The sequence below is a fragment of the Calditrichota bacterium genome, assembly GCA_013112635.1.
Lineage (GTDB): Bacteria > Calditrichota > Calditrichia > Calditrichales > J004 > JABFGF01.
Genome location: JABFGF010000001.1, coordinates 198,553 through 221,226, shown reverse-complemented (window position 1 = coordinate 221,226; position 22,674 = coordinate 198,553). Strand labels below are relative to the sequence as shown.

The window sequence follows — 22,674 nt, the reverse complement described above, 5'->3', positions numbered from 1 at the left end:
AGATTCTCAATTAGATAAGCCCATTCTCTCTAAAGCTGTAATAACCTTTTTCTGTTATTATGAGATGATCATAAAGTGGAATAGAAAGAATTTTTCCGCTCTCAATCAACCGTGTTGTCATACTTCGATCATCAGTGCTTGGTTTCGCAACGCCAGATGGGTGGTTGTGTAAAACTATCAATCCCTTTGCATTATGACGAATAGCCGGATTAAAGACTTCACGCGGGTGAACCAAAGACTCTGTCAGAATTCCCCGAGAGATTTCCATATCCTGGATCTTCTTCATAGCGCTATCTAAAAGGATTACGTAAAAACTCTCTTTTTTAAGATGACCAATTACAGGAATGTAAATTTCAGCAACAGCAGCCGGATCAGTAAATTTAGTAATTGATTTTTCCGCACTTTCTTGCTGCATATTGCGGTATAATTGAAAAGCGGCAAGAAGTGTTACTGCCTTTGCCGGGCCTATTCCAGGGATTTTCTGTAGTTCAACTAAAGAAGCATTTGCCAAACCCTGCAGTGATTTAAATTCACTCAATAGATGTTTGGCTGTATCAACGGCATTATGCCTGGCACTACCCTGACCCAACAAAATGGCAATCAACTCTGCGGAGCTGACGGAATTTGCCCCATTTTTCATCAGCCGTTCACGCGGACGCTCATCAATCGGCCAATCAGTTATACGCGATGGAATTTTTTCCTGAGTAGAATTTGCCATTTTTATTATTGAGATATTATACAATGGGCAAATTTAAGCAGTAGGAAGATACACAACAAATTGAATATCACTATTCGTTGGTAGAGATTTCTTATAAATTATTTTAATCTATTTTTTTAGCAAGATTTGATTTTCTAAAACCTCAAAATTTGAAATACCAAGTTTTTTTAGCATTGATGCGCCAATCCTGATTTTATGGCTGCCTTTTATAGAAGCCAAATCATAAGAGAAATCACCAATATTAATTTGGGCATCTTCAGCAAATTTTAAAACTGAACCATCTCTGATTGGTATTCCATCAAATGAAACATATACATTTTCCAGCATATCTTTCGGGGCAGATTCAAGAAATAAATCCAGATATTCGCGAACTTTATCCGGCATTTCCTGTTTTGTTAGTTTTTCAACATCCACCAGGGCTTCCATTTTTAAACGCCCGTCAATAATTTCACTTTTTACCTTTTTAACAATCGGTTGCAAATCCACTTTGCCACGTTTACTTATCTGGCTTATAATCAAAGAAGTAATCTCGTCGCCACTTACTTTCGTCTCTCCAGTTTCATTAAGTTCTTCCCGTACTCTCGCTTCAATTTCACGTCCCTGCTGACGTTTTTCGGAAAAATTTATTTTCTCAACTTCTTCAAAGTAGTCCGGTTGGTAGGTAAATGAGCTGTAGGCCCAAAAAATTGATAAAGCTGCAATAACTAAAATTGCGCCAATAATCATTAAAAATACTTTCATTTTATTCTCCATTTTTTTCAGGTAGGAGTGCTCTCCTGAGCACGATAATGGAAAACTACAACTTACTTCTTCCTGTCTATCAAGAATAACGCTGTCAGGAGACTGCTCCTACCATTTTCAAAAAATAATTAATCACTTTTCTCTAGTTTTTCAATTATGGCAAAAACGTCTTTCATATACTTCCCATAATTTTTCTCAGAAACACCAAAAATGCCACCCTTTTTAGGACAATGTTCCAATAAGTATATTAATTCATCAACATCATCATCGCCAGTTTCATAGGCGTCAATTTCGCCCTTAATTTTATCAAGAAAATCAAAAAAGTTTAGTTTGTCTCCACAGACTTTCCTGGAAAGTCTGGCAACTTTCAAACGATAATTTTTATCTCTGTATTTTGCTGGTTCTTTATTTTTTTTAACCAAAGAATATATAACCAGAATTGTAAAAATGAATACAACAATTACAAGATTTTTTTCCATCTTATCTTACTAAAATTGCACCAATAATCATTAAAAATACTTTCATTTTATTCTCCAATTTCTTTTCTGGTAGAAGTGCTCTCCTGAACACGATAATTGTAACTACAACTTACTTCTTGCTATTTATCAATAGTAACGCTGTCAGGAGACAGCTCCTACCATTCAATTCAAAATTATCTTACATAAATATTTTTTATTTTCAAGTATGGTGAACCAAACCCAACCGGAAGAATTTGATTCTCTTTTATACAATCGGCATGAACATCAGCCATGCGGAAATCATCGCCAATCATTTTTATATTATTAAGAGTATCTTTCACATTGCCGCTAAATTCAATTCCGTGAAACGGCTTTGTTGGTTTTCCATTTTCAAGAATAAATCCTTCAACATTTGCAAATGTAAAATCACCTGTCAAAGTATTGACTGTACCATCACCGGGATCAGTCACAAACAATCCTTTTTTCACCGATTCAAGTATTTCCTGTTGCGAAAAAGTTCCCTTTAAAACCATCGTATTTGTCATACGCGGTAAGGGCAAATCTTTGTATGACTGCCTCCTGCCATTACCTGTGCTTGTAATATTATGTACCTCTTCATGATATTGATCGGAAATGTAATTCTTAAGGATTCCATTCTCAACCAAAACTGTTTTACCTGCTTCTACTCCATCATCATCAAATTTATAATTCACAATGCCATCATTTAAACAAGCATCTAAAATTGTAATTTGTCCATCGGCTATCTTTTGACCAATACAATTTTTAAACAACGTGTTTTGATTTGTAACATAATCCGCCTCCAGCAAATGGCCAACAAGTTCGTGAAAAACCAATCCACCAAAGCCTGAATCAAAAACTACATCAAAACTCCCTGGTTCTACAACTACGCTGTTTGATTTATTCTCTGCATCGCTCAATGCACTTTCAATCAATCCGGCAATTCTGTCAACCGTGAAAGCCATTTTTTCGTTTACCGCACTAAACGCTGATTTACCTTCATAAAATGTACCATGCTTTTTAATCTTAAGATTGATACTTAAAGCAGCCAGAGATTCAATCCTGAAATTATAAAATTCCTTTGAGTTAAGCAGCGTAATAAATTTATCATTTGTTTGCCATTTTAAAGCGAGTCCATCAATGGAGCTGTTTTTTGGCAGTATTTTAGCCTCAGCTTTTATAAGGATATTTTTTCTTTTTTTATTAGTCAAACTGACGGGATTAAAAGGCCTAATAACTGAAGGCGAATTTTTAATATCGTATAAACCCGAGATGCTTTTAGCAGAAAATGAGACAGATTCTTTTTCAATGCTTCGTTCTGAAAATCCTGATTGGCTTGAGGTTGAGTCGGTTATAAAAACACCATTGACATATTCGAGTAAAAATGAATTTGAATTCTCAAAATATATTTCAGAATGGGATTTATCATGGGCGGTAAGAGATTGAACGAAGTTTCTTTTAGCAACGTCAAAATCAGTATTAAAACAATCAGAAAATAATTTTTTAAAATTCATTTAAGGTTTTGTTGCAAGACAATTCCAACGTGCCGGACAATTGGATCGTTTAATTGATTGATGTATTCAAAGCTTTGAGATATTTTTTCGTTTCAATACGTAACAGGCCAAAATTTGAGGTGTGATCGGCCAATAAAAGTAGAAAATCCTGCGCTTCGGCCAACCAGGTAATTTTTAAAAGCCCTTCGTCATATTCGATTGTAATTTCTTTTTTGGTGCTTAAGTTTAAAAGAGAGGATAATTTCTTTTCTTGTTTGATAAGGTTTTCGATTTGTTCTTTGATATTATCTACATCATATTTTTCTTCAAATTGCTTATTTAGTTTTGTTACAAAAGGTTTGCCGGTTTTATCAAAAAGAATAAGAAGGTGTACACCTTTTGTCTCGATAAATTTTGAAAATATTTCATCTACCTGCTGTTTCTTTATTTCATCAGAATCCAAAACTTCTTCAGTTTCACGTTTTTCATCATTGCGTCGCAACCCTTCTAACATCAAAGATTGCCAGCCTTTCATGATTGTTTCCTGATCTGCCTTTGCGCCTTTATTTATGGCAAAACTTCCGCCTTGCCAACAGATAATTTCATAAAATGCTTCTTCTCCATCTAAATCACCAACCGTTGAATGGATGATATTTCCATCTTCAAAGTAGATTATTCCTTTCTTTTCCATCGTTTCAACAGTAATAGCATTTGTTAACCGCCCAAGGCAATTCATCTGGATTAAATCACTGAGCTGAAAATCTGAAATGCGGCCTTCAAAACCTTTTTTCTCCTTAACTGTATCCAGGATCATCTGGCGTAATTTATTTATTTCAAAAGGTTTCTCGATATATTTAAAACAACCTCGCCGGTTAGCTTCTTCTTGTATTTCCGAAGAACCGTAAGCTGTCATAATTATAACTTTTGTGGATGGATATAATTCTCGGATTTTGAGTAGCAAGTCCAGCCCGGAAATTTCCGGCATGCGAATATCTGAGATTACCAGTTCTACACTAATTGTTTTTAATAAAGCAAGCGCATCTGCTGCAGAATTGACAGCATGAAGGTTATAATGTTCCTTATCTTTGGAAAGATGTTTTGCAATAGACCAGGTTAAATCTTCTTCATCATCAACAACAAGTACATTTTTAAGCGACAAGATTTTCTCCTTTTAAGATAAGTTTCTATTTTCGATCATCAAGCCAATACTCTTTAGCATTATAAAGAAAACCGTCACTATTAATTGTTACATTTTTCAGGTTTTTAGAAACTACATTTAAAATACGCTTCCCAAATAAAACTGTTACCGGCATATCCTGAATAATCTTCTTTTGAAATTTCAGCCAGTTTTTTTCACGCGAACTTTTATGTTTACTACTCAGGGCATTTTCTATGAAGAAATCAACGGAGTCATTTGCATAACCCATAAAATTATTATCACTTTTTATTCCTGAGGAATGATACAGTTCAGTTGGATCAAATTTATCTGAAGCCACCCATGAAATAAGCGCTGCATCGTATTCTTTCGATTTTAAAGCTTTTAAGAAATCGCCCCATGGTACACTTACCACAGTAACTTCTGCCCCAATTGCTTCCCAGTAAGCTTTAATATTAATGGCTACTTTAACGCGAAGATCATTTTCATTATTGGTTAAGATTTTCAATTTAAGTTGAGAACCGTCTTTTTCAAGACGACGAGTTGTTTTATTGGTAAACCACCCTGCTTCATTCAAATATTTCCGGCTTTTTTCAAGATCAAATTCCAAAGGATCTGTTTGATGATAAGCCCAAAATTCCGGATATGCCGGTGAATCAAAAACTGTTGCATAGCCGGACATAATGCCATCAACCATCGTCTGCCTATCGAGGGCATGAGATAATCCTTTACGAAACGCTAATGCAACCGTTTCTTCATTTTTCAGGTTCCAGCCCAAAAAAGTATAACCCGGTTCAACAGAAGAGATTACTTCAAAATCAGTTAACTTTTTTACCGATTTAAGCAAATTATGTGGTAAATCGGGCATTAGGTCTATACTTGCTGATTCTAGCCAACTATTAAGAGTATCTGTCGATGAGAAAAACTTAACATTAATTTCGTCAAGCAATGGGTAATTTATATCGTATTTTTCATTTCTAATCAGCTGTATTTCATTTTTATAATATTTTTTTAGCAGAAAAGGACCACAACCAACAAAATCTTCATAATAGCTTTTTTTAAGATTATCCCAGTTTTCGGCATTTTTAATTTGCTGGTTGTTAAGAATTGGGAAGCGCGTAACAGAATGTGGCTCAGAAACATCTTCTTTAAACTTAAAACGAATTGTCAGAGAGTCAACAATTTCAATCTCTGAAATCAAATCAGTATTAAAAAGCGTGCTGATTTTATCTTGATTTTGGTTTATGAAATAAAAAGTTGTACTTACATCCTTTGCAGTAAAATGCTGGCCATTGCTCCATTTCACTTTGCCTTTTAAAACATAAGTAATTTGATTGTGCCCTGCCTGCCACGATTTTGCTAATTGCGGCTGAATATCACCATCAGGATTTACTATTGTTAAAGATTGGGAAAGTAAGTTGCTATTTATTTCCTGCGTATAATATTCACGAATATTGAAAGGAAACAAATTATCTGCATTCCCTTGAATGGCAATGTTTATTGAACCGCCTTTTTTTTCTGAGATTGTTTTTTCAGAATTTCTATTACAAGTAAAAAGGGCTGTGAAAGTTACAATTAACAACACAGCCCCGGAAAATAATTTCATTATAAACTTTAACTCCAGAATAAATAAATAATCATAAAAATTGGTGAAACAAATATCAGGCTATCAAACCTGTCCAGCATTCCTCCATGCCCCGGTAACAAATGTGATGAATCTTTGATAGCCGCATCTCGCTTAAACCATGATTCCACTAAATCACCAAACTGGCCAAACAGACCAACAACAACGCCACTTATAACCGCCAGTTCCAAAGAAATTTGATACCATTCAAAATAGTAGACCGCTAAAAAGACAGCAATAGAACCAACTAAACCACCAATTGCACCTTCGATACTTTTCTTTGGGGAAACCCGTTCAAATAGACGATGTTTTCCGATTGATTTCCCAACAAAATAAGCAAATGTATCACAAACCCAGATAGAGACAAATATTGTTAATACAAATCCTCCGGCAGATGAGACGCCTAATTGCTGTGCATTGTTTCTTAAAAAAAGTAATGCTGCCAAAAAAACACCGGGATAAATGACGCCGGCTAATGTAGTTGATACATTTAAAATCGCAGATGACTTATTGTGGAACATTTCGTAGCCAAAGATTAAAACCAATGTTGCAAATGCCACGGCCCAAATTAAATTGCTTACACCTGTTTGAACAGCAATTAACATCACCACGGTTAACAAAATGCCGGGTGCAAGTTGAGACAAACTTTCTTTTTGTCTGGCAAGATTGTAAAATTCTACCTGACCGCCAATTATAATTATTGTCATCAATGAGAAGAAATACCAACCGCCTTGAAGAATTAAGTACACCAAAAGCGGGATTGCTACAATCGCAACAGCTACACGTTTTAGAAGCTCTTTCATATTTTTCCTGTTTTATTTCTTCGTTGTATTCAGTCGTTTTCTTTATGCTGATATTTACTTAATAATTCTTTGCTAAACCCAAAATGGTCTTTCGATAATTTCTTAAACTCTCTGGTAGTATCTTGAACACTCTTGTTGTTATTATCAAGCCATTTAATCAACTGACCTTTTGCGAAATAGTAGCGGTTTTCTGAAACTGATGACTTTGAATAATCCAGCATTTCCATTCCATCTTCTTTTAATTCTTCATCCGTCATAGATAATGAAGAAACCGGTGAGTTATAATATTCATCAATGATCAGTAGGAAAAATAATGAATCATTCTTGTAATAATACTCATGGTTACTTTTTCCTATTTCACCCAGAAATTCAGCTTCCACAATTAGGACTTGGTTAAAATCATTAATAAAAAAAGTAAACTCTGCTCCTCCCGTCGAGTAGCCCATTTCAATAATTGATTTTTTTTCTAAATCCGGTTGCAACTCTTTTAAGGCATAATAATTTTCTTTGATTTTAGTTATTTGCTTATCACTTTGGGCGAAAGATATGATCGAGAAAATAATTACAACAATGAGTACATTTAGTGTCATCGTCATTAGATTTTTTATCCTCTTAAAACCTTAAACCCAATATCCCGACGAAAATTCATTTTTTGAAAACTGATTTTTTCGATTTCACAGTAAACTTTTTCAATACACTCTTCAAAAGTATCAGCAAGCGCCACGAGATTTAACACCCTTCCGCCAGATGTTAATATATTCTTGTTTTCTGCTTTTGTCCCTGCATGAAAAGTAAGTATTTCATCTACAACCTGGTCTAAGCCAACTATTTTGAACCCTTTATCATAAGCATCAGGATAGCCACCCGATGTAAGCACAACATCCACTGCACATTTATCTTCAATTTCAAGGGACAAATTTCCCAGCGAACCTTTTGCACATGCCTGAAAAAATGGCACCAAATCACTTTTAACCAAAGGTAAAACAGCCTGCGTCTCAGGATCACCAAAGCGGCAATTGTATTCCAATACATAGGGTTTTCCCTCAACTACAATAATCCCGACATACAATAACCCACGATAAGGATGCCCAAGCTTTGTCATTGCCAGCAAAGTTTTTTGAATTACATTTTTCTCAACATTTTGGATTAGTTCAGGCGTTGCCAAAGGAGCCGGAGCATAGGCACCCATGCCACCAGTATTTTTCCCTGTATCTCCAACACCTACTTTTTTATGATCTTGAGATGGTGGTAAAATGCGGTAATTTTCACCATCACATAAAACGAAAATAGAAACCTCATCACCATCCAGAAACTCCTCAATAACCAGTTTATCCCCTGCTGAACCAAATGATTTATCAGCCATAATTTGGTTAAGGGCATCCATGGATTCATTTTCATTTTGGCAGATAAGTACACCTTTTCCGGCAGCTAACCCATCGGCCTTTAAAACAAGTGGGTATTTTTCATTTTTTAAAATATAATCCCTGGCAAGATTTGAGTCCGTAAAGGTTGCATATTCAGCCGTTGGAATATTATTTGCCTGCATAAAATCTTTCGAAAAGGATTTGCTTCCTTCCAATTGTGCTGCAAATTTAGATGGACCAAACGCTAACAAACCTTCCTCTTCAAAGCGATCGACAATACCATCTACCAAAGGATTTTCAGGACCGACGATGGTAAGATCAATATTATTGTCTTTGGCAAATTTTATCAGGGTATCAAAATCAGAAACGTCCAGATCATGATTTTCCGCAATACCTGCTGTACCCGGATTACCCGGAACACAATACAATTTTTCCAGTAAAGGGCTTTGTTTTACTTTCCAGGCTAGAGCATGCTCACGCCCACCTGAACCGATTATTAGAATATTCATTTTTTATCCATTAAAAATAAATCACAATTCTCAAATATTAAATTATAAATAAATTTCAAAACGCAATTTTAAAAACACCAAACTACTTGTTTGATGATTTTTCAATTATTGAAGAAAATATTTTTTTTAGTTCAGAAGCTTCTTGAATCAAATTTGAAACTTCTTTTTCATTTTCCAGACTATTAGTTTCATAAATTAGTTTTAGCCAGTATTCACTTTCCTTAGCTTCTTTTCTACTAATTTTCATTCTCATCAAAAAGTCTTTTTTACTCAGTGATTCATTCGCCTCCCGATAGTTTGCACCAACTGATCCTGATGACCTGATTACCTGTCTACTATCTTCCGTATTCGCCAGAGACCTTGGTAATTGTTTTACAAAAAGTCTTACTTCTTTAGCAAAAATGAATGTTCTCTCTTCAAGGTCATATACTTTAGGCATAAAGTTTTGAATTTTATTATTTTTTCTTTGGAATTTATTTGTTTTTTATGTTTTGAATTTTGCTATTTACTTTTTGGGTTTTGTTTTATGATTTCAAACGAACAATCTCATCTCTTAAAGCAGCAGCTTTTTCAAACTCAAGGTTTACCGCAGCCGTCTTCATGTCTTTTTCGAGACGTTCAATCATTTCTTCATTACTTAAACTTTTCCCATAATCAATTTTCACATCGGATACAACAGGTTGTGCTTTGCGCACATCTGCAACTGCTGTACTGCGCATAATTTCTTCTGCAGATTTCAAAATTGTTTGCGGAGTGATTCCATTTGCTTCGTTAAATTCAATCTGTTTTTGACGACGACGGCTACATTCATCCATGGTTGCCTTCATCGAATCAGTTATTTTATCAGCATAAAAAATTACCTGTCCGCCCACGTTTCGGGCTGCCCTGCCTGCCGTTTGCATTAATGAAACATAAGAACGCAGGAAACCCTCTTTGTCTGCATCAAGTACGGCAACCAACGAAACCTCCGGTAAATCAAGACCTTCACGTAAAAGATTAATTCCGACCAATGCATCAAACTCTGCCAGACGCAATTCACGCAAAATGGCAACACGTTCCAGCGCATCAATTTCCGAGTGCATGTAGCGAACCTTTATACCAGCTGCATTGAGATAATCGGCCAAATCTTCTGCCATACGCTTGGTCAAAGTGGTTATAAGCGACCGCTCGCCCTTCTCAGCTCTTAGTTTTACTTCACCAATCAAATCATCAATTTGTGTGGCGATTGGCCTCACATCTATTTCGGGGTCAATCAATCCGGTTGGGCGAATAACCTGCTCCACAAAAACACCATTGCTATTTTCCATCTCGTAATCTGATGGTGTCGCCGAAACACAAATCACTTGATTGATATGCTGTTCAAATTCATTAAACTTTAAAGGCCTGTTATCGAGTGCACTCGGTAGTCGAAAACCATGTGCGACAAGAGTTTCCTTTCGAGCACGATCGCCATTATACATAGCCCTGACCTGTGGAAAACTTTGGTGGGATTCATCTACAAATAATAAAAAATCATCAGGAAAGAAATCCAGTAACGTATAAGGCGGTTGCCCTGGTTTTCGTCCGGAAAAATGTCGTGAATAATTTTCAATGCCGCTGCAATAGCCAATTTCCTGCATCATCTCTAAGTCAAAATTAGTGCGCATTTCAATACGCTGGGCTTCCAGCAATTTGCCTTCAGATCGCAGGTGCTCCAATCTTATTTTTAACTCTTCTTTGATTTGCTTTTGGGCGATTTCACGTTTTTCATCTGTTGTTACAAAATGCTTGGCCGGAAAGATAGCGGCTTTATCTGTTTCATGACGGGCCTTTCCTGTAAACGGCTCCAATACCTGGATGCGTTCAATCTCATTTCCAAAAAATTCCAGACGATAGGCAAATTCTTCATAAGCGGGAAAAATATCAATAATATCACCACGAACACGAAAGCAACCGCGCTGAAATTCAAAATCATTTCTTGTATATTGAATATCTACAAGTTTCATCAGAAAATCCTGGCGATTGATTATTTGGCCCTTCTTAAAAGTGACCAATAAATCCTCATAATCCGATGGCGAACCAATTCCATAAATACAGCTCACACTGGCAACAACAATCACATCCCGCCGTGAAAGCAAAGAGCTGGTTGCCTTAAGCCGCAGACGGTCAATTTCATCATTAACAGATGAATCTTTTTCTATAAAAGTATCAGTTGTTGGGATATAGGCTTCTGGTTGATAATAGTCATAATAACTAATAAAAAACTCAACGGCATTTTGTGGAAAAAAACTTTTAAACTCTCCATATAACTGGGCTGCCAGCGTTTTATTATGTGAGATGATCAATGTTGGACGGTTTGCTTTTTCAATAACGTTGGCCATTGTAAAAGTTTTACCGCTGCCTGTAACCCCAAGCAAGGTTTGATATTGGTCGCCGCGAAGCAAGCCATCGTTCAATTCTGAAATAGCCTGAGGCTGGTCACCTTGCGGTTTGTAAGGCGAAACAAGTTTAAATTTTTCCATATTGATTTTGAGTTTTAAAAGCCGTTGGTGTGTCTAATTTTTGGAAGGCAGAAATTAAGAAAATTGGCTTTGATTTGCGAATTTTAAAACAAAGTAAATACTCTAAAAAAATATTTCTTTTCAATGCTTCTTTTTTAGTAAATATTATTTATGTCAGGAATTTATTCTATAAAAACATTTGTTCTATTTTTAACTGACAAATTGATCATATTAATGTTGGAGTTTCTATGAGGTTTTTAAAACCACCACCAGTTCTAATAATGGTATTTTTTTTATTAACACATATTTCTCAGGCGCAAGATTATCCTTTGCAAACTATTGAGGAAATTCAATTTGTTCTCAACCCACAAACGGATGACCAATCTTTTTCGCTTGGTGATACAATTGAAGTGCGCGGGATTGTTATGAGTGATGTTCGAGGATTGGTACCAAACTCAAGTTGGTCTTGTTTTATTGTTGATCCAACCTTTCCTACCGATCCATGGCAAGGATTATTAATAGTCCAAAATGATACAACAGTCAGCGCAACCCAATTTGGAAATATTTCAGCGGGTATGATCTGCCGCTTCACAGGTATCGTTCAAGAAATAGAGACTGTAACACAACTTTCATTGTTAACCGATCCTGCAATCCAGGTAAGTATTGAGTCAGTTGGTGCTATTCTCCCTGTACCGATTGAACTCGGAACAGATGAGCTAACAAACAAAACAAACGGCGAACAATGGGAAGGACAATTAGTACATATAGCTGATGCTACAATTACAAATAATTCCGTTTCATCAAATCGTGCCATAATAGAAGATGATAGCGAGCTGCCAACTTTTATTGATGACCAGTTTCGTTTTTTTAACAGAATGTTTGAAAATGCTACTTATAACTGGCCGGCAAATGGTTCAACTGTTGAAGTAACCGGATTTGTTCAGGGATTAAGTGACGGCTACAGCGTGAATCCGCGTGATTTCAATGATTTTATTGCAATAAGTACAGCTCCGGTTATCAGTGATGTAATTCGGAATCCCCTGGTTCCAAATCCTGACAATAACGTTTTGGTAACAGCGACTATTACAGACAACAATTCTGTTGCCAGCGCCACCTTGCATTATAGTTTAGATTGGGGAGCATGGAATGTTGTTGCAATGAATTCCAACGAAAGTGAATGGAGTGCTGAGATACCGAAACAGGATGACGAAAGTTTTTTGCGCTATTTTGTTTCTGCCAAAGATAATGAAGATTTTGAAGCTCAATTTCCTGCAGACACTTCGAAAGCAACCGGAACTATTTTTCGGTATGTTATCCGTAAAAGTGGTCTGCCAATTGCCGATGTTCAAAACACTTATGGCTATGGAAATGATGTCTCCGGCTATAACACTTACAATATAATCCTCGAGGGTGTTGTAATGTCAGGACCGGAACATTTCGCAGGTTATTATATCCAGGATGCCGCAGCGGCTTGGTCAGGCATATTCGTGCGTGGCATTTCAACCACTTATCAAATTGGTGATTGGATAAAGGTCAGCGGTAAAGTAGAAGAAGACTTTGGTTTGACAAAAGTTTTAGCTTCCTCATCAGAGCTTATTACAGAAGGGTTTGGCGTTTTTGAACCCATGCCTCAAAAAACCGGCGATCTGGCTACCCATGGTGCGCTTTCTGAAGCTTTTGAATCGGTTCTCGTTTCTTTTAACAATGTTACTGTTACAGATATTGCGCCTGATGGACAAAACAATTTTGGTGAATTTATTATTGATGACGGCAGTGGTGGTTTGCGTGTCGATGATGAATCTGAGCAATATGAGGGCAATCTTGGCAATGAAATTGAACTTGGTTCAATCGGTTCAATAAAAGGAATCCATTTTTACAGTTTTAGTGAGTTCAAACTGGCTCCGCGTGATAACAATGATACGGATCTTGTTTTAGGTTTAAGTAAACATGATGTAATTCGAGCAGGGTTTTCATTGAAACAAAACTACCCCAACCCGTTTAACCCGATTACAATCATAAATTATGATATAACTAACAGGAATTATACAAGTTTAATAGTTTATAATTTATTGGGGAAAGAGGTAACAACTCTGATTTCAAAAAAACAAAACCCAGGCAGCTATCGAGTTGAGTGGGATGCTACAGAACTACCAAGTGGTGTTTATATTTATACACTGAGATCGGGGGATTATATTGAAACAAAAAAAATGGTTTTATTGAAGTAATATTAAAGGATCGATAATAGTTTTCATATTTTCCATATTTCTTTAATTACCTGATCAATATTTTGAAAAACCTCATTATCATCATAAAATAAATAATAGACCGGCTTTCCCCATTTTTCATTTGCCGATTTATTAAATAAGATTACTTCCGATCGGATTTTGTTGAATGTGCCGGGTTTAACTTGTATCCCACATTTCGTGATATTTTCTTTTTTAATCAGTAAATCGATTCGCAGCTCTTCATCCAAAAATCCTTCTGCTTCCTCGATTGTATATCCGGATAATTTATGGGTTAAAAATTGTCGCGCTTTCTTTTCGACAATATTTCCTTTCATCGATTGGGTAATAAACAAATCATATTCCCATTGAATGCATTCTTTTAATGTGAAGCGATATTCTCCCCAATATTTGATTTGCGACTCAAACAGTTTACTTCCAAAATCCTCGATTGTCCCCTGGCTTTTAACACCGCATTCGCATGTTTTATCAAAATGATTTTTTATTAACTGCACCAATTCATTTTTACTTTTTGGCTTGTGAATTCTAATCAACTTCATTACAGGCACGCTTTTATGTGGCGCGGAAATACCCATTTTCCCGTTTAGCTCATTTAAAGGTCCGCCTGTGTAAGCCACTGTATTTTCCTACCAAATTGAAATAAGCGTGATGGGTTTATTTTGATAGTCATTCGTGTCTGTGCCGACAAAATAAAAATGCATCGTAAATGACAACCCTAAGGAGTCTTTATAATAGGCAAATGCGCGGGGATACATTTCATTCGTTGTATCGTCATTTAAAGTAAACTTCTTCCATGGTGCGTCATAAAGCCTGAGTACATCATCCATTGTATCGCTTGTTTTCTCCAAACTTAATCCTGAGCTGGTCTGATATTCATACTTCGTGTATGATCCTTTTGAATTTGGATAACTATAAGACCAGTTATTTCCATAGGCTGTTATCCCGTCAACCAGGTTATTTATTTTCATTATTATTACCCGGAGGCCAAGCTTGGGATAGTAGTAATAGAGTCTCTCATCCGACTCACCAATACCATCCGGAAAACCAAGTTTATCTTCCACCTGTTCTTTGGTCGATACATCCGGGGAAATTCTTCAATGCTGTAAAAATCAATTATCCCGTGATCAATTTCATCTTTTGGTTCAACAGGATTATTATTTCTATCTGTACAATTAGAAAATACAAGGATGGAAACAAGAATTAAAATAACCGAGATGTATTTTGATTTCATATTATTCCTTTTTTGGTATTTTAATAATGACTTACTAAAACAGAACAAACGCAAAGTGCAAATCATTGTCCCGGTATAATTTCAGCTTTTAAGTTGTTTGTTGTGGATTGAGTATGTTCGTTTAAAACTAAAAAATCAATTGTTCGTCTATTTTTTGTAAGTTTTAATCCAAGTTTTTCTAATCAGTTTTCAATGTTTTTTTATCAGCAAAAGTCCATTTAAAATCTATATCGTACTTATCCAATAAGCTAGTCTTATCAATAACAAGGAGACTTCTGAAATTATCTATGTATTTTACAAATTTGGTTAATTGGAATATTTTTGCCATTAATTCTGGCCACCCTGGATTTGTATATTGTTTCATCCGAAACTGAAACCATAATTTTTCCAAAATTAGAACTTCAACGTCCGATACCCTTTTTTCAATCCTTACAAAAATGTTAAAACTATTATTCAAAAGATCAATCATTATTGTTTTTATATTTTCTCTTTGATGCTTAGGGACAATTAAATCAAAGTAATATTTATCATGATTTCCAAATCGATCTCAAGTGAATGGCTTCTTTTGGAGTTGGGACCAAGCATAAAGCCAAAGAATCCTTCGGCAGCTTGATCTATATAACGTGCAAATAGTAAACCTTCATCATGATAAGGTATTTTGCAATATGTGGCAAAATCACCTTAATTTTTTCGTTAGCCACAAGGTTCATTTTATTAAAATCATTTTTTTACTTTGAGTAAAGATATCGGATTTTATTTGATAAATATAGACACCACTCGATAAAAAAGACGCATCAAATGAAACTTTATAAGAACCAATATTTTTGAATTCATTAAAAAGTGTGGTTATTCTTTCTCCAAGCAAATTGTAAATTGTAATTGAAGTTAATCCAGGTTTTTTAATTGAAAATAAAATATTAGTGATAAGGTTAAATGGATTTGGATAGTTTTGGCCTAACGAATAATCTAAAGGCTTAATCTCTTCTTGATTTAAATCCGTAATTAATTCCCACTTACGGTAAAGAATTGAAAAACCGTTTCCTGCAGCCCAGACATTTGGACGATCGTTTTCTGTTAACACATAAAGTCTATTATAATTATTTGAAGTTGATGTAAATTGCTCATAACTGTATCTAATGCTTCCATCTTGATTTATATAGTAAACATGAGCTTTGCCATTTTCGCCTACTTCAATATATCTGTTCCATCCTTGCATAGAAGGACCAATAAATTTGCAATCAAGAGTTCTAATAAAAGATATCTTTGGTACTGTTTTCCAGGAAACTCCACCATCATTTGTGAACTGAAATTCACGAGAATGGTTTGAAACAATGCCCACTTGTGAATTGTAGAAGTTAAAACAGCCATTATAAAAATTTATATCCAAGATATGTTCCCATGATTTAGATGTATCATTTGAAACCCAAAGACCATTATCAGCTTTTCCCCATAGATGTTTAGGATTTGTAAATTGCATTTTTTCAAATGTTATTGGTAAGCCACTTAGTGAATCTAGTTGTGGACTTATATGGTTCCAGGTATCTCCACCATTTGTAGTTATATAATGGTATTCTTCAGGGTGTTCTTGGTAATTTCTTCCTGTTCCATTAAATATAATTCCTAAATATTCATCATAAAATTCAAATCCTTTAAACCTCTGTGCATATTCTTCAAGGTATACTTCAATCCAAGTTTCACCACCATCTATAGTTCGATATAATTTTTCCCAAGTAATTAACCACCCTTTTTTTGCATTTAACATCTTAATCTGTAAAACTTCTTGAGGATTTGTAATTTCAGGTGAGAATACTTTTTCCCATTTATTTCCACCAGTTTCAGTTTTATACAATCCTTTCGATCCTAATGCAAATCCAATTTCTAATGTTAAAAAATCAATATCAAAAATATCTGATTTATATGATGAGTCAATTAAATCCCACGAATTACCTCCATTTTCTGTCTTAACAAGATTATTTCCAAAATGGAACCCCTTGTTTTTATTATAAAATTCAATTTGATTTTTTCCGGAATATCCTAATTCTTTTAATGCCCAAGACTCCCCAAAATTTTCCGAAACAAAGAATTTACTTTGGCCTGTTAATACAAATATGGTACTATCTGCTGTTGTAGCAATATCATCTATAGTATAATCACTTATATCTTGAGTAGACCAGTTTTTTCCACCATCAACAGATTTATAAACAGCTCTATGAGATTTACTCCAACCAATAGAATCATTAATAAATGATATTTTTTCCAAGTAATCGTGAAGATCCAGAAAAAGGGTATCCCATGAAGCACCAAAATTGTTTGTTTCTATGATTACAGATAAAGAATCATCTAAGATAGTATAATCGTATGCTATATCATTATTTCCAAGTGCTAAAATTTTGCCTGATAATAATTTTTCAAATTGTATAAAATGGCCATAAGGAAAATATGTATTATAATAAACTGAATCATAAAACATGGGTTGTGTAAAAATTTGAGTCCATTTATTAAAAAAATTATTTAAAGAAAATATATCGCCGGTTTCTGAGCTTTTGAAAATTAGTTGCTCTGATATAGGTAAATATGCAGTACCATCCAAAGTGATGTTTTGTTCTTCCCAATTATTGCCTGAATCTGTAGTATATAATAAATGATTATTGATTCTTATAAATCCAGTTGTCTCATTAATGAAAATAATTTTAGTTAATGATTTATATGGGAAAGATACAATTCTTTCCCAGGATTTACCGCCATCAAAAGATTTATAAATACTGCCATACTCATTAATAAATATAATTTCATTTTCATTAATGAAATGTAAGTCTTTTATATAATCAGTTGGGATTTTGGGATAAATAAGAGATTGACTAAAAAACATAATAGGTGACAATAAAAATATACTTATTATTAGTACTCTCATAAACCTGTCTCCCAAAAAAAAATTATTAAGTGGTTAACTTAAAATAGAGCGCTTATAAAGTGTTTTATTTTTAAACCGGTTAATTCAACATCCGAAAGGCAAACCGAAATAAATATATATTTTTTTGTACTTCTTTAAACACTTAATCCAAAACTCTTAGAGTTTGCATATAAAACTTATAGAGTTTGCAGGGTAAACTCTTAGTGTTTGATCCTGAAACTCTTAGTATTTGGAATAGTGCTATCTTTATATTATGGTGTAGCTTAGGCAAGTTGTTAAAAAAGAGTTATATCCCTGTACCAAAACCACAACCAATCGTTTATAAATTATACTAAAGTGAGAGTGTAAAGGCAAAGAAAAAGTAGGCTCATTTTAGAAAGGCAGAGTTACTTCCTATTATAAGTTAAATGAAAACAGAATCAATTTAGAATATCAAGATAAGCTGCTATAAAATCATTGGATATTACAGTTGTAACTGAAACCCAGAATAATAATTGATCTTTGGCAAAAACAAAATGGGTCTGCCCCATACCAAAGCATTTGTAAATTTCTACTTTATTCATTTCAAGGTATGTACCTCCTATAAAGACCGAATTCTCAGGAGATATTTTCTGTGTCATTTTTTCATACTCAGACTGGCTGGTTTTGTTATCACGATAGTAGGATACATAAATTGTTGCTACACTATTAGGCCCTTCATAAACGGCTATTTCGTTTTTCTCGGCAGCGACATTTTGAAAATGCAGTTTGTTGATTTGTTGCGTTGCATCAGGGTCTTCAATTTGCTCTTTGAGTGTTAAATTAAATATTTTAGGAGGTATAGGATTCTTTGTGGATGATTCACAATTTAAAAATATAATGAGTAGTAATATTGGAAGTGTTTTGGTGGACATAGGTTATTTTCTCCGAAATCCTATCAATTATCTCTTAAGCCTCACTCGAATTCATATAGTATTAACGATTTGCGGTTAACTGCGCCAAAAAAAAGCAACGATTAACCGATGCCTTTTCCGAATTACCGGACACGTGTTAGCGTCCGCTACAACGCATTTGTTATATTTTATGACGGATTATTTAAATCAGATATCTTCATCACTGCGTTGTGTTTGTAAAGATATCATTAACCCGTTTTTCAATTTCACCTGATTTCCCACCCAGTGCGACATTAATTACTTCCAAATCTTGGGTTATTAAATAATATTTATTGTCGTTTCTATAAAAATCTAACCACCTGAAAAAATTGTCTGAGTATCGAAAAAGCATCCAAATCATTTTCCATATAGTGGATAATATTGCCAGACTTGATCCAATTAAAATACTTATCGAATAGCCAAATGAATAATTAACCCAAAAATAATACGTGAAAAATAAGATTATGGAGGTTAATAGACCACTAAAAAAAACAGTTATTATATATTTTTTCAATACAGGTCGGGAATTAATAAGGTCTTTCCGTTTTAGTTTTAATGTTGCCGGAATATCCAAAAAAAGTGGAGTAAAGATATTTGCGAATAAATAAAAAAATACTACATATGAGATCGCAATCGTGATAGTTGCAATAATATAAATCATAATATTCACTCACTTCTTTGGGGGTCCGCATTAATATCAAAAAGTTTCAAAAATACATTTAGATCTTCTTGCGAATATTCAGTTAAAAAGTACTCAATACCTCCAATTGAAATTTTATCATTATAAATAATTCCAGGAACATCATATTCTTCTCCTTTATCACCAAAACTTGATTCCTCAATTCCATATCCACTTTTATTCTCTAATTTTAAGTAAAATTGCCAAACTGATTCCACATTATCATTATACCACCTAAATCCAAATGGATTAATAACTCCGTCAATGTTCCACAGGCCGCTTACTAAGTGAGTCGCTTGAGTTCCATATATTTGATATAAACCAGCATCAAAGGCTTCAAATTCAGGATGTTTCTTAATTAATATCATTTTATTCGAAGGTGTTAAAATCAATATTTCAATTTGAGAGATTTCAGTTCTTTCATAAATACTAAAGTTTTTCGTTCCATATGCGACTTTGACACAACTTTTTAAAGAAATGAAGATAATTAGTATAACTGCCAGTGTAGAAAATATTTTTTTAAAAATATTCATATCACACCTTTGATTTTAGTTAAGCCGGAAAATATAACGACCAAGCTAACCGGCGCCGCGTGGGGAAAAGCTTCCGGTTGCCGATTCATCGTCCCCGTGTGAGCGTCCGTGTTAAGCGCTGTGTTATATGTAATTTAAGGATTTCAAGATTGCTGTTTCTCTATTGTAAATATTACAATTAAATTATAAATAGAATTAACAAGTATTCCAATTGCTATGCCCATTCCCCCGCCAATCAATGCTATCATGTCTATATCTTTTTTAAAATCGGTAGGTATTACTTTTTCAGAGAATAAGAAAATTAAAAACCCTAACAATATTAAACTTGAAATTAAACCGATAATTGATTCCGTTTTACCTTTTAATATTTTAATAACAGATGCAAAGCCAATTATTATTGCTACTATTAGTAAAGCTATAAATGTATTAAAGTATGATTCTTGTGGAGGTGGAATAACAAAATAAAAATTGTTATGATTAGTTTTAAATTCAATATAATAAAAACCACTACCTTTTTCGGACAAACTAAATTTGGGTTCTGAATCAAGTAACGTTTCTGTTTCAATTGTTACGTCCCTTATCTTTACTATACTAAAATTTGAGGCTTTTGATGAAATCTCATTTTTTTCAGCTATAAAATTTAGATTAACTAATAATCCATTCGTTTTATTATATATTTTTTTTGCCGGGAGAACAACATTTATAAATTCTGCCTTAAAATCAAAGTTATTATTCTTATTAGTAATAAATCCTATCCCTTTGTTAGAATTATTAAAACCATAAGTAAAGAATAAATTTGGATCATTCGCAATAAGATTAAAAATCAAATCATGATTTTCTTCAAAGGGAAGCGGAACAGCAAATAAGTAAATAGAATCATTTTGTCCTGAGATAAACGAATAAATAAAATCACATTTAATTTCTTCATCCGAAATTTCATTTATTTTAATGTCTAATTGAACATCTATATTACTAAATGTTTGTGTAACTGGTAAGACATTAAGCAGTAGTATGTATAGCGCTAATTGTCTTATTCTCATTTTTCGTTCAATTTAATATTTTCAGATTTTTCCCAAAGCTTATTAAATAATTCAATAAATGACTTTCCTACAGTGTCATAACTGCTGAGACTAAATAACAATCTACTATTAATTGCTTCGCCAAACTGATTTATAACCCAAATTTTAGTATCCAAAGCAATTATTGTATAATTTTTGTATTCAACAGAATTAATTAGTTTGATATCTAAATATTTGTGATACTTTTCTTTGATTTCCTGTATGTTATTATGGATTGTTTCTTCAGAAGAATGAGTATTAATAATAATTCTCGTAGTTGAATCAATTTTTGTATTAGATACTAAACTTCGTAAGAAATATAGGTTGTCAATATTTGCTTTTGGAAAATATATACTTGCTTTATAAATATATCTTTGTTTTCGTATTTGATATAGAAAATCATTTGAGAAATCATCAGCAATCAGCTTAACATTACTTAACTTATTGTCTTTTTCAAGTTGTAATTCTTCTTCAATTGCCAGAAGCCGTTTTTTAATTTCTGTAAAACCATAAAACATAATTCCAATAAATATCAAGACTAAAGCAGTTTGATTGATTATAGAAGTTGGAAAATTTAATGGTAAAATCCAGGGTAGAAATTGAAGATAGATACCTGTAACAATAAATACCAAAGCAATTAATTTTGTTTTTATTTTCAACATGATAAAAAATATTCCTTATTTAGTTTTTTTGGTAATAATAAGTAAATATTTATTTAATGTAAAATTGACACTCACTACATATAACGGCTTAGATAACCGGACAAAGGCTTGTAGATCCTTCATATCGCCAAATCATGCTCCGAGCCTTTGTTCCGTGTTAATTGATTTGTTAGCAGCATAAATAATTACATTTCTTTGTATTGAAAAAAAGAAAACTATTATTTGTTCTAATAACTATATTTTTACCAATCACCATTTCCATATGACTGTTTTACAAGAACAGTTGAATATTCAGTTTCTATAAAATCTGGACCTGGATTTATTGGGCCTGTTTCAGAAATCTCTGCATAAGTTGATCGAAGTTCGTATCTAATAGTATAAGCACCTGTTTGATCAAAAAAATATGGTAATTCAATTTTCTTAATTCTTGACCATTCATTAAAAGGGAATTGGTAAAGTTGATTGTGAATAAGGATTGCTGGCTCGGATGACTTTTCAATATATATTTTTAACCAAAATTCATCCGGTTGTAATACATTACAAAAAATATTAAGAGAAGCAGGACTTCCACTTGGCGATATTTCAATGGTTTGGTCTGGTGTAACAGCGTTAATATGAGACTTATATTCATTAAAATCATCATAAAGATATGTGTCGTATTCGTTACACGTTCCTTCTATTTCAAGAACAATATTATCAATAATAACAATATTATAGTTTTGTGGTGTAAAATTCGGTGGTACATCTACTATGTGATGTATGCCGTAAGAAGAACTTGAATATGTTGTATTTATAGTACCGTTTGAACTATGCAATAATCCAGAAACATCTATGTTTGCTTGTGCGGCTGACGTTATCCAAAAATCAAGATCCTTACCTGCATTCCAATTCCAGCGTTCTAAATCTGTTGTATTATTTATTTGAGAACTCGTTTGTTTTGCTATTTTTGATTCAACAACATCAATTTCTCTTTCAGGCTTTACCATGTTTGAACAGCCAATAAAAAACAATAATACGATAAAAACTAAACTCTTTACAATTTTGCTCATGAACTTCTCCTTTGGTTAGATAAAGTATAATAA

21 protein-coding genes are annotated in these 22,674 nt (G+C 33.7%); 1 reads left to right on the top strand and 20 read right to left on the bottom strand.

Going from position 1 to position 22,674, the window contains the following annotated elements; translation table 11 throughout:
* Positions 1-10: 10 nt before the first annotated feature.
* The 11 genes from radC to uvrB form a co-directional block, all read right to left on the bottom strand.
* On the bottom strand, positions 11-718 hold the full coding sequence (gene radC, locus HND50_01025) for a DNA repair protein RadC (protein ID NOG43784.1): 708 nt from the start codon (positions 716-718) through the stop codon (positions 11-13).
* A 108-nt stretch (positions 719-826) separates the two neighbouring features.
* Entirely contained in the window at positions 827-1,459 is a 633-nt protein-coding gene (locus tag HND50_01020; protein NOG43783.1) for a hypothetical protein, read from the bottom strand.
* 128 nt (positions 1,460-1,587) lie between these two features.
* Positions 1,588-1,938 (bottom strand): hypothetical protein, encoded by a 351-nt coding sequence (locus HND50_01015; protein ID NOG43782.1) that lies wholly within the window; start codon positions 1,936-1,938, stop codon positions 1,588-1,590.
* A gap of 173 nt (positions 1,939-2,111) precedes the next feature.
* On the bottom strand, positions 2,112-3,449 hold the full coding sequence (locus HND50_01010) for a TldD/PmbA family protein (GenBank protein ID NOG43781.1): 1,338 nt from the start codon (positions 3,447-3,449) through the stop codon (positions 2,112-2,114).
* Positions 3,450-3,498: 49 nt separating this feature from the next.
* Positions 3,499-4,587 carry a response regulator gene (locus HND50_01005; GenBank protein NOG43780.1) on the bottom strand — a complete coding sequence of 363 codons (1,089 nt, stop codon included), beginning with the start codon at positions 4,585-4,587 and terminating at the stop codon, positions 3,499-3,501.
* A gap of 25 nt (positions 4,588-4,612) precedes the next feature.
* On the bottom strand, positions 4,613-6,190 hold the full coding sequence (locus tag HND50_01000) for a hypothetical protein (protein ID NOG43779.1): 1,578 nt from the start codon (positions 6,188-6,190) through the stop codon (positions 4,613-4,615).
* A gap of 8 nt (positions 6,191-6,198) precedes the next feature.
* Positions 6,199-7,011 (bottom strand): phosphatidate cytidylyltransferase, encoded by an 813-nt coding sequence (locus HND50_00995; protein NOG43778.1) that lies wholly within the window; start codon positions 7,009-7,011, stop codon positions 6,199-6,201.
* Positions 7,012-7,040: 29 nt separating this feature from the next.
* On the bottom strand, positions 7,041-7,607 hold the full coding sequence (locus HND50_00990; protein ID NOG43777.1) for a hypothetical protein: 567 nt from the start codon (positions 7,605-7,607) through the stop codon (positions 7,041-7,043).
* Positions 7,608-7,615: 8 nt separating this feature from the next.
* Complete coding sequence (purD, locus tag HND50_00985) at positions 7,616-8,884, bottom strand: phosphoribosylamine--glycine ligase (GenBank protein ID NOG43776.1); 1,269 nt, start codon at positions 8,882-8,884, stop codon at positions 7,616-7,618.
* 82 nt (positions 8,885-8,966) lie between these two features.
* Entirely contained in the window at positions 8,967-9,323 is a 357-nt protein-coding gene (locus HND50_00980) for a four helix bundle protein (protein NOG43775.1), read from the bottom strand.
* Positions 9,324-9,408: 85 nt separating this feature from the next.
* Positions 9,409-11,385, bottom strand: coding sequence for an excinuclease ABC subunit UvrB (gene uvrB, locus HND50_00975; protein NOG43774.1), 1,977 nt, complete (start codon positions 11,383-11,385; stop codon positions 9,409-9,411).
* Positions 11,386-11,612: 227 nt separating this feature from the next.
* Here uvrB and HND50_00970 point away from each other — a divergent pair, with 227 nt between their 5' ends.
* Complete coding sequence (locus HND50_00970; GenBank protein NOG43773.1) at positions 11,613-13,589, top strand: T9SS type A sorting domain-containing protein; 1,977 nt, start codon at positions 11,613-11,615, stop codon at positions 13,587-13,589.
* A gap of 23 nt (positions 13,590-13,612) precedes the next feature.
* On the opposite strand, the gene HND50_00965 is transcribed toward HND50_00970, so the two are convergent.
* The 9 genes from HND50_00965 to HND50_00925 all read right to left on the bottom strand — a co-directional run bounded on the left by HND50_00965 (position 13,613) and on the right by HND50_00925 (position 22,641).
* Positions 13,613-14,224 (bottom strand): MjaI family restriction endonuclease, encoded by a 612-nt coding sequence (locus HND50_00965; protein ID NOG43772.1) that lies wholly within the window; start codon positions 14,222-14,224, stop codon positions 13,613-13,615.
* Positions 14,225-14,233: 9 nt separating this feature from the next.
* A complete protein-coding gene (locus HND50_00960; GenBank protein NOG43771.1) occupies positions 14,234-14,668 on the bottom strand; it encodes a hypothetical protein in 435 nt (144 codons plus the stop codon).
* A 348-nt stretch (positions 14,669-15,016) separates the two neighbouring features.
* Positions 15,017-15,307, bottom strand: coding sequence for a DUF3738 domain-containing protein (locus tag HND50_00955; GenBank protein ID NOG43770.1), 291 nt, complete (start codon positions 15,305-15,307; stop codon positions 15,017-15,019).
* A 237-nt stretch (positions 15,308-15,544) separates the two neighbouring features.
* Entirely contained in the window at positions 15,545-17,749 is a 2,205-nt protein-coding gene (locus HND50_00950) for a T9SS type A sorting domain-containing protein (protein ID NOG43769.1), read from the bottom strand.
* A gap of 419 nt (positions 17,750-18,168) precedes the next feature.
* Positions 18,169-18,642, bottom strand: a complete 474-nt coding sequence (locus HND50_00945; protein ID NOG43768.1) for a hypothetical protein — start codon at positions 18,640-18,642, stop codon at positions 18,169-18,171.
* A gap of 684 nt (positions 18,643-19,326) precedes the next feature.
* The gene (locus tag HND50_00940; GenBank protein NOG43767.1) at positions 19,327-19,872 is read right to left on the bottom strand and encodes a hypothetical protein; all 546 of its coding nucleotides are present in this window, start codon (positions 19,870-19,872) and stop codon (positions 19,327-19,329) included.
* Between the two features lie 143 nt (positions 19,873-20,015).
* The gene (locus HND50_00935; protein ID NOG43766.1) at positions 20,016-20,912 is read right to left on the bottom strand and encodes a hypothetical protein; all 897 of its coding nucleotides are present in this window, start codon (positions 20,910-20,912) and stop codon (positions 20,016-20,018) included.
* Positions 20,909-21,592, bottom strand: a complete 684-nt coding sequence (locus HND50_00930; GenBank protein ID NOG43765.1) for a hypothetical protein — start codon at positions 21,590-21,592, stop codon at positions 20,909-20,911. Before HND50_00930 ends, HND50_00935 begins: the two co-directional genes overlap by 4 nt.
* Before the next feature lie 242 nt (positions 21,593-21,834).
* The gene (locus HND50_00925) at positions 21,835-22,641 is read right to left on the bottom strand and encodes a hypothetical protein (protein NOG43764.1); all 807 of its coding nucleotides are present in this window, start codon (positions 22,639-22,641) and stop codon (positions 21,835-21,837) included.
* Between the last annotated feature and the right edge of the window lie 33 nt (positions 22,642-22,674).